The sequence below is a fragment of the Phormidesmis sp. 146-12 genome (assembly GCF_052939495.1).
This window is the reverse complement of the sequence record NZ_JBJPHS010000028.1, coordinates 1-13,703: the sequence shown is the minus strand read 5'-3', so window position 1 is coordinate 13,703 and position 13,703 is coordinate 1. Positions and strand designations below refer to the sequence as shown.

Annotated in this window: 16 protein-coding genes; 13 read left to right on the top strand and 3 right to left on the bottom strand. The window is 46.1% G+C overall.

All coding sequences use genetic code 11. The features are described from left to right. The first annotated feature begins 106 nt into the window (after positions 1–106). The gene (locus ACKFKF_RS13805) at positions 107–307 is read left to right on the top strand and encodes a hypothetical protein (protein WP_446868231.1); all 201 of its coding nucleotides are present in this window, start codon (positions 107–109) and stop codon (positions 305–307) included. A 69-nt stretch (positions 308–376) separates the two neighbouring features. On the opposite strand, the gene ACKFKF_RS13800 is transcribed toward ACKFKF_RS13805, so the two are convergent. Beyond that, on the bottom strand, positions 377–1,216 hold the full coding sequence (locus ACKFKF_RS13800) for an Rpn family recombination-promoting nuclease/putative transposase (RefSeq protein ID WP_446868230.1): 840 nt from the start codon (positions 1,214–1,216) through the stop codon (positions 377–379). A 363-nt stretch (positions 1,217–1,579) separates the two neighbouring features. On the opposite strand from ACKFKF_RS13800, the gene ACKFKF_RS13795 reads away from it, so the two are divergent. Further along, positions 1,580–2,331 (top strand): IS5 family transposase gene (locus ACKFKF_RS13795; protein ID WP_446868264.1). Its coding sequence is split into 2 segments (ribosomal slippage): positions 1,580–1,871 and positions 1,871–2,331, totalling 753 coding nucleotides; the frame shifts between segments, so codons are not numbered across the junction. Between the two features lie 21 nt (positions 2,332–2,352). On the opposite strand, the gene ACKFKF_RS13790 is transcribed toward ACKFKF_RS13795, so the two are convergent. Both ACKFKF_RS13790 and ACKFKF_RS13785 read right to left on the bottom strand, forming a co-directional pair. Beyond that, positions 2,353–3,009 carry a type 1 glutamine amidotransferase gene (locus ACKFKF_RS13790; protein ID WP_446868229.1) on the bottom strand — a complete coding sequence of 219 codons (657 nt, stop codon included), beginning with the start codon at positions 3,007–3,009 and terminating at the stop codon, positions 2,353–2,355. 56 nt (positions 3,010–3,065) lie between these two features. Beyond that, positions 3,066–3,710, bottom strand: coding sequence for a helix-turn-helix domain-containing protein (locus tag ACKFKF_RS13785; RefSeq protein WP_446868228.1), 645 nt, complete (start codon positions 3,708–3,710; stop codon positions 3,066–3,068). Between the two features lie 258 nt (positions 3,711–3,968). Between ACKFKF_RS13785 and ACKFKF_RS13780 the strand changes: the two genes are divergently transcribed. The 11 genes from ACKFKF_RS13780 to ACKFKF_RS13730 form a co-directional block, all read left to right on the top strand. Continuing rightward, the gene (locus ACKFKF_RS13780) at positions 3,969–4,700 is read left to right on the top strand and encodes an MOSC domain-containing protein (RefSeq protein ID WP_446868227.1); all 732 of its coding nucleotides are present in this window, start codon (positions 3,969–3,971) and stop codon (positions 4,698–4,700) included. A gap of 566 nt (positions 4,701–5,266) precedes the next feature. Further along, on the top strand, positions 5,267–5,848 hold the full coding sequence (locus ACKFKF_RS13775; RefSeq protein ID WP_446868226.1) for a protoglobin domain-containing protein: 582 nt from the start codon (positions 5,267–5,269) through the stop codon (positions 5,846–5,848). Between the two features lie 347 nt (positions 5,849–6,195). Next, positions 6,196–6,984, top strand: coding sequence for a hypothetical protein (locus tag ACKFKF_RS13770; protein ID WP_446868225.1), 789 nt, complete (start codon positions 6,196–6,198; stop codon positions 6,982–6,984). A 13-nt stretch (positions 6,985–6,997) separates the two neighbouring features. After that, entirely contained in the window at positions 6,998–7,441 is a 444-nt protein-coding gene (locus tag ACKFKF_RS13765) for a globin family protein (protein ID WP_446868224.1), read from the top strand. Between the two features lie 77 nt (positions 7,442–7,518). Further along, entirely contained in the window at positions 7,519–7,608 is a 90-nt protein-coding gene (locus ACKFKF_RS13760; RefSeq protein WP_446868223.1) for a hexameric tyrosine-coordinated heme protein, read from the top strand. Beyond that, entirely contained in the window at positions 7,584–7,763 is a 180-nt protein-coding gene (locus tag ACKFKF_RS13755) for a hexameric tyrosine-coordinated heme protein (protein ID WP_446868263.1), read from the top strand. Before ACKFKF_RS13760 ends, ACKFKF_RS13755 begins: the two co-directional genes overlap by 25 nt. Positions 7,764–7,787: 24 nt before the next feature. Beyond that, positions 7,788–8,030: a hypothetical protein gene (locus ACKFKF_RS13750; protein ID WP_446868222.1), complete on the top strand. Its 243-nt coding sequence runs from the start codon at positions 7,788–7,790 to the stop codon at positions 8,028–8,030. After that, positions 8,027–8,662, top strand: coding sequence for a hypothetical protein (locus tag ACKFKF_RS13745; RefSeq protein ID WP_446868221.1), 636 nt, complete (start codon positions 8,027–8,029; stop codon positions 8,660–8,662). Before ACKFKF_RS13750 ends, ACKFKF_RS13745 begins: the two co-directional genes overlap by 4 nt. 6 nt (positions 8,663–8,668) lie before the next feature. Further along, on the top strand, positions 8,669–8,998 hold the full coding sequence (gene nrtS / locus ACKFKF_RS13740) for a nitrate/nitrite transporter NrtS (protein ID WP_446868220.1): 330 nt from the start codon (positions 8,669–8,671) through the stop codon (positions 8,996–8,998). Next, positions 8,949–9,668 (top strand): MarR family transcriptional regulator, encoded by a 720-nt coding sequence (locus tag ACKFKF_RS13735; RefSeq protein ID WP_446868219.1) that lies wholly within the window; start codon positions 8,949–8,951, stop codon positions 9,666–9,668. Before nrtS ends, ACKFKF_RS13735 begins: the two co-directional genes overlap by 50 nt. Positions 9,669–9,745: 77 nt before the next feature. Continuing rightward, positions 9,746–13,703, top strand: a 3,958-nt coding sequence (locus ACKFKF_RS13730; RefSeq protein WP_446868218.1) for an ATP-binding protein, incomplete at its 3' end; no start/stop codon positions are given.

The following is a 13,703-nucleotide window of genomic DNA, read 5'->3' as shown; positions in this document are numbered from 1 at the left end:
CAATGACTTACACCAAGAAAACCCCACCCGAAAACCAATGGCTAAACCTTGTTGCCCAAAGCATTCATATAGATCGCACTTCTTCCAAATCTTCTGCGACAATCCTTTGGAACTTCGCGGAGCGAATCGACCTTCCTACTACACCGCAGGCGACCCACCTGAATTTGTGATCGACCAGTTCCGCGACCAAGGCAAAGAAATCGTCATCTGGCACAAAGCCCTCAGCAAAGATCACCCACTGTTGCAGAAAGCCAAAGCCCAATGTGTAGCGCTTGGACTCAATAAAGCGATAGCAACTCGCACCTGAAATCAAACCACTCCAGAAACTTTTCCCGAAGCGTGGGAAATTCGCAAAAACAAGCCCAAAAAATAACTCTTACAAATTTGCAGCGAACCAGGCTTCCAGGTCTGCCAATTCTTGGAAATTTAACAAGGCTTTAGTCAAACTCTTCAACTTATCGACTGGCATTGCCGCAAGTTGTGCTTTGACAGACTCAGACAATTCGCCAAATTTTTCGGTCAGTAGCTCTACCACGATCGCCTCACGATTATTCCGTCCTTGGCGTTCCTCAATTTCCTGATATATGCGAGTCTGCTCAATTTGTACATCTTGAATATTTAGCATTGCCGCAACCTCCTCTCGACTCAATTCAGTGAACTTATAAACCATGATCGTACTGACTAGCTCTATTATGTCTCTCCGTCCTCCCAGTTGCGCCCCTCGGTTCATTAAGAATCTTGCTTGTTCCGGAGCTTCTGATTTTTCAGCGATCGTCAACAACATCACCCCCAATTCCACAGGCTGATCTCGCCAATCGCCCAACTCATCTAAATAAACCCAATAAATCTGAGAACTCGATAACAACGATCGATACCAAGTCGCTGAAGTTGGCTCCATACTGCGAGATCCAAAAATCAACACTCCCGCCCAATCATCATATGCAACCTCTGACCGCCGCAAAAACAGAAAAAGCTCAGAAAAGAACCGCCGATAAAGTTCTTCGTCTTTCTGAAACTGCACTTCCGCGAAAAATATCTGTTTAGATTCTGCATCATCCGGCGGCAAAAACACACCATCAATCCGAAACGCACTCTCCTTGACTTCCACCGAATCAAAGCGATAGCGAGCGGCATCAGGCGGCGCTTCCTCAATCAACTCAAACAACAATCCCGGAAGCTGCTTGAACAACTTATAAAAAATCGAATCTCGCCGCATCGCTTTCTCTAGCCAAATTAAAGCAACTGTACTATCTCTGATCTCACCATGAAGCTCTCAATCCAACTCTCCGATCTTCTACAACAACATGAAGCCACAATATCTGCCACAAGTACCTTCCTCGCTCAAGGCATGGCACAAATTGATTGTACAAACGTAGAAACAAACGATCGAGCCTGAGAACGCATTTCTAAATAAAAGCTTAAATAGATGGAGCATGACCGTGAACTGAATCAAGGTCAGAAAACCTCGTTTATCCCGAACGCAGTTATGCTAGAAACTCTGAAGCCGCGCCGATTTCGTCGTGCAAGTGAACGCGCCGCCAAGCGCTACAGCACCGACTTGAGTGACCGTGAATGAGAGATTGTGGAACCTCTGTTACCTCGACCAAAGGCACGAGGACGCAAACGCCAAGTGTGTCAGCGAGAGATTCTCAATGCGATCTTCTATCAGATTCACAACGGCGGCATCTGGAGCGACTTACCGACGGATCTACCTGCTTACCAAACGGTATACAAATACTTCCGACGCTGGCAACGCAAAGGGGTTTGGCAGCAAATTCAGGATGCCCTGCGGCAACAGGTGCGGGTGTCAGTAGGGAAACAACCGCAAGCGAGTGCTGGCAGCCTCGATAGCCAATCCGTCAAAACGACGGAAAAAAAGGGGAGGTCTACGGGTTTGATGGCGGTAAATTAATCAAGGGATGCAAGCGGTTTATTCTGGTGGACACGTTAGGGATGTTGATGGCAGTCGTCGTGGTCAATGCTAACTGTTCTGAGCAACGTGGCGGGGTGATGACGGTGGATAACCTGGAGCCAGAACAAGCTAAAGCCCTGAAGCTCATCTGGGTGGATCAAGGCTATCAAGGCGAGAATTTCGCGCGAGTGATCGCCCAACTTTGTGGGGCAACGGTCGAAGTCGTCAAACGCTCAGACCCCGGATTTGTCCTGCTGCCCAAGCGATGGGTGGTAGAGCGGACATTTGCTTGGATCAATCAAAATCGGCGTTTGAGTAAAGACTACGAATTACTACCGGAAATGAGTGAGGCAATCATTCAGGGATCAATGATTCGACTCATGCTGCAACGGCTGGGTGAATGCAAGGAGCAAGCTTAATCATTAATTTAGAAATGCGCTCTAACGACCCTGAACAGCTTTGCGATCGTGGCATGAGAGCATTTCAAGGAAGTGGTACATGACCGCATTGATTGTTGCAAAATTCCTATCTGCGGAAAGCATCTCCTCGGAATTCTGGACATACTTTCCTGCAACTAATTCTGATGCACTATTCTCAATCAGTTGCCGTATACCTTGCGGCTCAACTTCCAAGTGAAATTGCAAGCCAAGCACCTTGTCGCCGTAAAGGAATGCTTGATTCGCACAGCTCTCACTGTAGGCGAGACGAATAGCTTTCTCTGGCAACTCAAACGTATCCCCATGCCAATGAAAAACAGTCAATTCAGAAGGTAAGAATTCAAGAGCTTTGGATTGCTGAACGGCTTCTGTTGTTTTGATTGGAAACCATCCAATTTCTTTGTGTTCTCCCAAATACACGCTTGAACCCAGAGCATCCGCGATTAGTTGTGCTCCTAGACAAATACCAAGCACTATTTTGTCTTTCTCGATCGCCTGCTTAATCAACTGTTTTTCTGCGATTAGCCAGGGGTACTGATCCTCCTCATAGATATTCATCGATCCGCCGAGGATGATCAACCAATCAAAATCATTCACAGTCGGTAAGGGATCGTCGGCATAGAGTCTGGTAGAGGATACCGAATAGTTTTGATTAGTCATCCAAGTCGAAATGCTGCCCAATCTTTCAAAGGGAACGTGCTGTAGATAGTGAATTCTCATGGTTGTTTCTCGGAGAGGTAACTTTTCAATAAAGAACGTGTGGGCGTACAGGCAACTAGAAGAATCTCAGCGTCTTGCTCTCCGGTTGCCGAGATATCGTGTGGGAGAAACGCATCAAAATGAGCTGCGTCACCCGGATTGAGTAAAAACTGCTCGTCTACTAGCGTCAGAACTAACTGACCGGAGAGAACATAGAGCCACTCCTCACCGCTATGCTGATAATGATGTTCTGCGGGTCGATCGACAGGTACGATCACTCGAAGTGGATGCAAATCAGCGAGATGGTTCCCGCCAGCGAGGGAAGTGTAGCGCAGCCCATTGCCTTCTTGAAGTAGACGATCGCCTGCACGAATGACAACACCCGCAGAAGCTTTTTGTTCTGGAATTGCTGGCTTTGAGTTTTCTAAAGTCGAGCCAAATAGGTCGGGCAGTGAAACACCATAGACTCGTGCCAAGTTAAACAGAACTGCCAGTGAGGGCTGTCGTTCGCCACATTCTAAGCGCGACAAGTATGCCTCAGACACATCTGCTTGTTCGCTCAGTTCGTTTAAAGTCCAACCTCGTTCAGTTCTTAAAGCACGTAACTGTTGTCCTAGTTTGGTTAATTCAGACTTGAGCAGGGTGTCGATCGAACTGTCCATAAGTTTGCATATCAAGCGACTTACTTTCATTATATTGCCTGACAGACAAGATAGCATTTTTTTGGGAGGTACTACAGCAATTATTGGCTATTCTCCAGAACCAAGTAATTATAGACATTATCTCACTTCAATCGTTCTCGTTAACTGAAACTCAAAGCTGAAGATTAGCTTTAATCAGGAAAATAACTTGACATACAGGCAAGTTTTCTTTTACTATTTAGGAGTCCTAATCAATTAGATACTAACATGGAGGGCTAAATGGTTGCCCAAATCCTTTCGATTCAGGTTGGACTGCCCAAATTGCTTGGTGTTGCAAATGCACCCAATCCAATGGATCGCCCCTGGTCTACTGGATTCTTCAAAGAACCAGTTCAAGGGAGGATCTGGCTTGGCAGCACCAACTTAGCTGGAGATGGTCAAGCCGATCTCAAACATCATGGCGGTGTTGAAAAAGCAGTGCTGGTATATGCGGCTGAACACTATCCCTCCTGGCAAGCACGGTTGAATTTGCCTAATCTCTCTTACGGAGATTTTGGGGAGAATTTTACCGTTACCGATCAAACTGAAGCATCGGTGTGTATTGGAGATATCTATGACATTGGTGAAGCTCAGGTTCAGATATCCCAACCTCGTCAGCCGTACTGGAAATTGTCGCGTCGCTGGCGAATCTGGGATCTAGCATTACAAGTTCAATCCACTGGACAGACCGGTTGGTATTTCCGTGTACTGAAAGAAGGCGCGGTTGAGGCAGGAATGGAACTTATATTGCGCGGTTGCTACGCAGTTCCCCGAAGGGGTAATCGCCCTTTTCCACAGTGGACGATCACACGGGCAAACCAAATTATGCACCATGATTTGAACAATCGAGAAGCAGCGGCTGAACTGGCAGATTGTCCCTTGTTAGCACCGAATTGGCAACGCACTTTGCTAAATCGTGCCGCTAAAAATGTCAATCCTGATTCCGCCTCTCGACTCTGGGGTGAGAACTAGCAACAACGCTAATTCGTGCCGCTCAGTCGAAGTCATTTAAGGCAACAGTTTAAGCAATTCCCAGAAATGACATCGAAGCAAGTTCGCAACTTCATAAGAATCTGAAAGACATCAAGCATTCAAACTTTATACACTTCAAGTAGATGAAGTTAGAGGTAGTTAATCAGCCTCAATTTAGCTTCAATGGGTTATGGGCTTCTCTTTTACTTTCTAGGCTGATGCTATTTAGCTGTTGTAATTACAGTGCTAGTGATTGCAACCTCTTGTTGCTTTTGAATGGTAGCACTGGGCGAAAGTGCGATCGCTCTCTGTACTTTCTAATAACAAAAGAGCAAAGCGCAACAATAGCAAGGCTTTTAGCTTTTGTTTCTAGACAAAAGAGGGATAAGCATCTCGGCAAAGATTCTCGCACAACTTCCTTGACAGACTGCTGATGGAAATGTAATTATTTAGGAGTCCTAAGTAAATGCGATCATGGCTCTTTTCTACTGATGCCTTGATCAGCCAACTCTTAAAGCATTCTGTCAAACATATTCACGACTCACTCATGACAAGGAGATTGATCAATGAACGCGATCGCAGGTTATACCTTTGGAACTGAACAAACCGCTCATTCACCGTTGACACTCAACGATTTGGAACTGCTCAAACAGACCGTTTTGTTTACCGATGAAGATGAAAGATATTTACGGATGGCAGGAGACGTGTTGGAAGACCAAATTGCTGCGGTACTCGATGTTTGGTACGGCTTTGTTGCTGCTAACTCTCATCTACTTTATTACTTCAGCAATGCAGGACAACCAAACTCTGACTACTTGAGTGCTGTTCGCAAACGCTTCGCTCAATGGATTCTAGACACCTGTAATCGACCGTATGACCAGGATTGGCTGAACTATCAGCAGGAAATCGGTCTGCGCCACACTTACGCTAAGAAAAACCAGACCGATCACGTTGAAGCCGCTCCTCATATTGGGATGCGGTACTTGATTGCCTTCATCTACCCGATCACAGCCACCATCAAGCCTTTTCTGTCAAACAAGGGACACAGCGCGGAAGACGTTGAAAAGATGTATCAAGCCTGGTTCAAATCCATCACGCTACAGGTGACGCTTTGGTGTGCTCCCTATGCTAAAGATGCCTATTTCTAATCTGGAGGGACTCATGGAATTTGTTAATGTTTTTCTAGTGTTCTCACTGTCAGTATTTAGTGTTGTCGTGCTGGCGATGGGATTGTTTTTCTTACAGCTTTGTTGGTCTTGGCATCACGCCTACTTTCGATAAACAGTTCACCATCAACGATGCTTTCGCAAAAATACCTCACTTTTGTTTCTGAGGTTAATTACTGCTGATAGTGAATCAACTGTATTCCGCCGGAATTGATGCTTCTCTACACTACGCAAAGGCATCACCGCCGTAGCGCATTGACGGTATGCACGCATAGCATTTAACTACTTTTATTCGCCTTAGCTCTTCGTTCATACAACAGGAGGTTGTGATGAAACGTTTTCTCATTGCTTTGCTCGGTATTGGTTTAAGCCTCGCGTTGACAATGCTCTATTCCAGTCTTAAAGCAGATGCCCGTCCTGCGACTCAATCCGTGACATCACCAACGACTACTCAAGTTGTGCCAACTCCAAAATCACCGGATCTAGAGATTTTGGGCACCAGCGTTCGCTATCTCAAAGACGCAGATTTACTTATTTTCGAGCAAACTGTGAAAGGAACGGCTGGCAAAACATTGCCCCAACCCAAGGGTAGCCTTGATGGTGCACCTGTGCTAGGCTACGTCTTTCCCACGACTCTAAAACCCGAAGATGCTGGATTTGGGAAGGTCGAAGGGATTTTGGCACTAGCAGTTACATCTCATCCAGACTTCGATGATACGCCACTGTGGGATGAGAACAACAACTCGAACTATGCTGATGATGGCATCATTTTTCATAGTCATTGGGTCGTACTGGTCAAGGACGATCGTGTTCCCGGTAACTTATCGGTCAAACAGTTCGACAAAGCTGACAAAACTGTTGTGCTTCCACCGACCAATCCCGGTATGCCAATGTATTTTGATTCTCCTGGTTTCCCTGTTTTGCTAAAAGGTAACAAGCTCAGTGTTTTGGTTCCGGCTCAACGCATTCAATCCAAAACAAAGTTCAAGTTTGATGGCGTTGTTGTTTATATGCAGGTGAATGCCACAAACAAAAAACTCCCTATGGTTGGTGTCTATCAAGCGTACAGCGTTAGTTCAGGGGATTTAAGTCTTCCCTACAGTGTGCAACCTCAATAACGGAGAAAATTAAATGGCTCTCAATGTTGAATTGCTAGAGAGCAGCTTTGCTCAGATTAAAGCGAACAGTTCAGAAGTGACTAAACAGTTTTACACAGTGCTGTTTACAGACTATCCAGAAATCCAGCCTTTGTTTGCCAACACCAATATGGAAAAGCAGCGCAAACAACTGTTTCAATCTCTCGTCTTTACCGTCAATAACCTGGGTAAACCAGATGTTTTAAGCGATACGTTAAAAAGCTTGGGCACTCGACACGCTTGGTACGGTGTATTGCCGCAACATTATCCAATGGTGGGCAGTAGCTTGCTGAAAGCTTTTGAAATAAGTCTGGGCACAGCCTGGACTTCTGACGTGCAGCAGGCGTGGATAGAGGCGTATGGAGTTGTGGCTCAATTAATGCTGGAAGGTACAGGCTACCCACCAGAACAGTTGAATTTGTCAGCGGTCGAGAAATAGCGGATTAGTCAACCTGATTAGTGACCAGGTTTCCCGACTTCATCTAATCACCGTCAACCCCTATTAGAAGGACAGAAATGGATACGATTACACTGGTTCCTAACAACTCGTTGATCACCGAAACACCGGAGGAAGGACGGCAATTAGCCGTGAAACTGCGCGACTGATTATCAAGCTGACTCAACCCGATGAAGAGAAGCGCAAACAGCTACGGGAAGTTTATGGTAACGATGCCATGATGTTGATTGCCGTAGGACAAACGGTTGCCACTGAGTTTGCCACGAACACGCGAAGCGTGAGCCAAAGGCACCGCGGCTGCTAACAACTACTGGAAGGAGATTGGGTAATGGATGACTATTATTTGGTGGACTGTGGGTTTCACGATCAGCTAGAAGCCTTGGCAACGCTGCGGCAAACTTGTCAGATCTCCTACCACACTGGAACTGGAGAAGTCGTTGAAGTTCAGGATCAGATTGTGGATGTGTATGCTGCGAACCATGCCGATTTTTTGAAACTCAAAGACGGAACTGAGATTCGGCTCGATCGCTTGATTTCTGTCAATGGCAACCCTACTCGATTAGCATCATGAAAATTCAACTCAAGATCGATCGTGTCTTACAAGGTTCATTTGATCTCCAAGCGCTAAATCTTTTGTTTGTATTTCAAGTCAACTGTCCTGGTTGTTTCATCTACGGTTTTCCCCTCGTCAACAAGTTGTATTGGAAGTATCGTCAGTTGGGCTTGAATATCTTGGGACTCTCAACGGCTTTTGAAGATTTTCAGTACAACACTGCTGCCAATACAGAGTTGCTTCTGACGGAGATGAAACTGGTTGGAGCAACTCGGCAAGCATTAGGAGAGTTTTACTCTCAAACGATCGACTTTTCCGTTGCAGTCGATCAATTTACTACAGGTGCAGCACTCGTAACATCTGAAAACATTGAGATTTCGACTGAAGCAATCCCTGATTTTGACCGCCTGCCCACATCAGAGCAAGCCGTACTGCGTCAGAAGGTGAACACTTATTTGCAGCGACACACCCAAACATCAGCAACCTTTACGCTGAATCATTTACCAGGGACACCCACCTTTCTTCTGGTTGACCAAAACCTGCAATTGCTAGATGGATGGTTTGGGCATATGCGTGAAACAGCAGTGATTGAGCGCATCGAAAAACACCTTCACATCGTTAAAGGAGTGACCCAGAAACTAGGCAAGTAATGTTTTGTGGGCAACACCCTGTCACCCGTGCTGCCACTGGCACGATCGCGCTTAAAGATCTGCCTTTTCGTCCGCTTAGAGGATGCCATGCTGAAAACGCTGAAGTTTTGGTACACTGTCTGGACTGATTCAGCCCTGCGACCCACTGCCTTAAAAGTGGCTCTCGTTGTCGGATCGTTACTCTTTGCGATGAATCATGGCAGTGCTGTGTTACGCGAGGAAATGACCTGTGAACGCTGGTTGATGGGGCTAATCACGTACTTAGTGCCTTATACGGTCAGTATTCATGGACAGCACTCAACGCGATCGCGACACAGAATTAGCCCTTCCCGCTGAAAACCCAATTGTTGATGTCAGCGAAAACCCCTTCGATGCTTCAAGCGCGATCGAGCAACATATCTTGGTTGGGCTAGAAAAAATTGGGTTGGCGCTGAAAAGTCAGTCCTGGCAGGATGCTGGACAACAAGGCTTAACACCGACTCAAGGGCAAATCCTGGCACTTCTGATTGACAAAGGCAACGCTGGAATGCGGTTGTCAGAGGTGGCAAAACATCTTGCAGTCACGGCTGCTACTGCCAGTGATGCGGTTACGTCGCTGGTTGAGAAAGGGTTAGTGCAAAAAACGCGATCGCCTCAAGATGGACGAGCGATCGCCCTTACGTTAACCCCTCAAGGACAGCAGAGCGCAACACAAACAGCGTCCTGGTCTGACTTTCTGCTAAACACCGTGGATGAGCTATCCGAGGAGGAACAAGTCATCTTTCTGCGGGGATTGATCAAAATGATTCGCAAGCTTCAACAACAGGGACAGATTTCGGTGGCAAAGATGTGTGTAACCTGTCAATTCTTTCAGCCTAATCAGTATCCAGGGTCAGATCGTCCGCATCATTGTTCGTTAGTAAATGCCCCGTTTGGCGATCGTCATCTTCGTCTCAACTGTGCCGAACAAGTTGCCGCCGATCCTGAAATTGCTAAACAAAATTGGAACCTTTATCTTTCAAAGTAGATGAAGGCTGTTTCTGAAGTTTGGCAAGCGGTATACTTTGGGAGACGGCTCGCAACGCTTCATCGGGAGAGAGTTGAATGATTACCCTGCCTGGAGTCGCCATTCACAGCAAAATCTATGAGAGTCCGGCTTCTCTAGTGTATCGCGGGATTAGAGAGCAAGATACTTGTGCGGTTGTTGCCAAAGTTCTGAAGCAAGATTATCCCTCTGCTCAGGAATTAACGCGCTATCGGCAGGAGTATGAAATAATTCGCTCCCTTGACATCGAAGGCGTGATCAAGGCATACAGCCAGCATGACCATCAGCGTACACTGGTTATTCTCCTGGAAGACTTTGGTGGAGAATCTTTGGAATATTGGATGCGACAGCAATCTGATTTCTGTCCCATGCCCTTGCCGATTTTTCTGGATGTGGCGATCGCTCTCACGGACACACTCGGCAGAATTCACGCTGCGAATGTCATCCATAAAGATATTAATCCTGGCAACATTGTCTTTAACCCGAATACGGGTGTGATCAAAATTATTGATTTTGGCATTGCCACTCGCTTCGATCGCGCCAATCCCACGTTCAAAAGCCTCCATCTTCTGGAAGGAACGGTTGCCTATCTGTCGCCAGAGCAAACCGGGCGGATGAATCGAATGCTCGACTACCGCACCGATTTCTACTCGCTGGGTGTAACCCTCTACGAACTGTTGACGGGACAGTTGCCGTTTCCGACCCAGGATGTTCTGGAGTTAGTCCACTGCCACATTGCTAAACCACCGATTCCGCCGCACGAATTGAACGCTGCAATTCCCCAACCTGTTTCAGACCTGATTGTGAAACTGATGGCGAAAAATGCGGAGGATCGCTATCAGAGTGCTTGGGGAATCAAAACCGATCTCGAACGCTGCGCCCAACAACTGGCAGAAATTGGGCGAATTGACTCTATCCCGTTGTGTCTGCAAGATGTTTCCGAACAGTTTTGTATCCCTCAGAAGCTGTACGGACGAGAGGCGGAGATTGCAGCGTTACTGGCGGCATTTGAAAGAGTAGTGGTAACGGATTTTGTGGCGGATGACGAATCTGTGCATCGTGCGATTCAGTCATCCGCTTCATCTGTTTCCCACGCATTGCCAATGCTGATGCTGGTTTCTGGTTACGCTGGCGTTGGCAAAACTGCATTAGTGCAAGAACTCTATAAGCCGATCACGGCAAAGCACGGCTATTTTATCTCTGGTAAGTTTGATCAGTTTGGGCGCAATGTTCCCTACAGTGCGATCGTCGATGCCCTGCAAAAATTGGTGCAGCAACTCTTGGGGGAACCCGACGAACAGATGGAAGTGTGGCGATCGCGTCTCCTCACCGCTTTGGGCAGCAACGGACAAGTCATCATTGATGTCATTCCCGAAGTGGAGTTGATCCTTGGCAAGCAGCCGCCTGTACCCGAAGTGGGAGCCACAGAAGCGCAGAATCGCTTCAATCTTACGTTCCAAAAGTTTGTGCGGGTATTTTGCTCAAAGCAGCATCCTCTAGTTATCTTCTTAGACGACCTACAGTGGATTGATTCTGCAACACTGAAGTTAATCGAACTGATCTTACTCGACGAGCAAACCCAGTATCTATTTTTGATCGGAGCTTACCGAGATAATGAAGTTACTCCAACACATTCATTAATTTCGACACTGGAGAGACTGCGAAATCAAGGGGCAGTGCTTCAGGAGATTATTCTAACTCCCCTAGCGTTGAAACCGTTGAGTCAATTGCTGACTGAGACGCTACATCGCAGTCTTGATACTGTTCGTTCCCTCGCCCAGGTTGTGTCACTTAAAACCGAGGGCAACCCTTTCTTTGTGAGTGAATTTTTGAAGATGCTGTATCGCGAAAATTTATTGATTTTTGATGCGAAACAGTTGAACTGGCAGTGGGATCGGGCTGAGATTGAAGCTCAAGATATTACGGATAATGTGGTAGAGCTGCTGTTGCGTCAGTTAAAGAAACTGCCAGAAGCAACCCAGCAACTTCTCTGTTTAGCGGCTTGTGTCGGGGCTGAATTTGATTTAGAAACGTTGGCAATTGTTTGTGAAGAACTACCTGAAGCAATTTCCCAAGATTTACTCGCAGCAATTCAAGCTGGATTAATTCAGCCCTTGTCTGACTTGGATGAGAATTTGTTAGTTCAAGAGTATAAGTTTTCGCACGATCGCGTCCAGCAAGCGGCTTATACCTTGATTGATGAGTCGTGCAAACAAGTGGTTCATCTGCAAATCGGTCGTAATCTCCTCGAAAAAACGTTGCCAGAACAGCGATTAGAGCGGTTGTTTGAGATTGTCGATCATCTTAATCATGGAACTGAGCTTGTCTCTGATCAAACCAAACGTAATGAGATTGCTCGATTGAATTTAATCGCAGGTCAGAAAGCAAAAGGGGCGATCGCGTATAGTACGGCAAGCAACTATTTAACGACAGGGAGACAATGGCTAGAAGCCTCTAGCTGGCAAACCAACTATGACTTGACCTTAGCGTTATCTGTAGAAACAACAGAAGTTGCGTACTTGTGCGGCGAGTTTGAACAGGTAGAAGACTGGGCAGCGATCGTGCTACAAGAAGCTAAAACGGTTCTCGAAACTGTAAAAGTTTACGAAGTCAAAATTCAAATCGATATTGCACAGAACCAGCCCTTAAAAGCAATCGATATAGCATTACAAGTGTTAGAGCAACTGGGAATTAATTTTCCTAAAACGCCCAGTCAATCGGATATTCGTCTTGAACTAGATGCAATCACCGCTCTCTTCAATGAGAAAGAGGTTGAGAGCTTGATCGATTTGCCAGAGATGACTGAACCGAGCAAGCTAGCGGCGATGCGAATCTTATCCAGTATTACGATCGCTGCCCAAATTGCTGCTTCTAATTTGATACCTCTGCTTGCGGCTAAACAAGTCAACTTATCGATCCGGTATGGTAATGCGTTTGTGTCTCCCTTTGCGTATGCCACCTTTGGGTTAATCCTTTGTGGAATGATCGGAAATATCGAGACTGGCTATCAATTTGGACAGCTTGCTCTAAATCTATTGTCACAGTCTCATAATCACGCACTCAAAGCTAGAACATTGCTGATTGTCAATGACTTCATCATTCACTGGAAAAAACATACTAGAGAATTATTGCAGCCATTACTTGAAGGCTATCAAATTGGGCTAGAAACTGGAGATTTAGAGTCTGCTGCCTACTGTGCTCATACTCACTGTTGTCAATTCTACGTCAATGGAAAAGAACTCATAGAGGTTAAACGGGATATGGTGATCTATGGCGAAGCAATCCATCACATCAAACAAGAAACAGCACTAACTTGGAATCAAATATTTCGACAAGTCGTCATCAACTTAATGGGAGGTTCGATCGACTCAACCCGCCTCATCGGCGAATCCTACAACGAGGAGATTGAACTGCCACAGTATGAAGCTGCAAATGATGGAAGCACTTTCTTTATTGTACATTTGAACAAACTTTTCCTATGCTACCTCTTTTCTGAATATGCCCAAGCCGTTGAAAACGCAGCCCTAGCAGAAACTTATTTGATCCGATTAACTGGCTCAACCCTTGAGCCTTTGTACTATCTCTATGATTCTTTGGCAAGACTGGCAACCTATTCTGGAAGCAGTACTCAAGTGCGGTCAGAAATTCTCAAAAAAGTTGCTGTCGGACAAGAAAAAATGAAGCACTGGGCAGATCATGCGCCGATGAACTATCTGCACAAATATCATCTCGTTGAGGCAGAGACAGCACGAGTTTTGGGTGAGTTGCTTGAGGCAGAAGAGTTCTATGAACAAGCGATTCAAGGAGCTAAAGATAATGAGTATCTTCAAGAAGAAGCGTTAGCCTACGAATTAACAGCCAAGTTTTATCTAGAGCGCCGTCGGTCAAAGATTGCTCAAACCTACATGAAAGAGGCGCACTATTGCTATGAAAGATGGGGAGCGATGGCAAAAGTCAAAGATTTAGAAACTCGCTACCCGCAGTTCTTTCCTCAATCATCGGATGTGACTTACACGC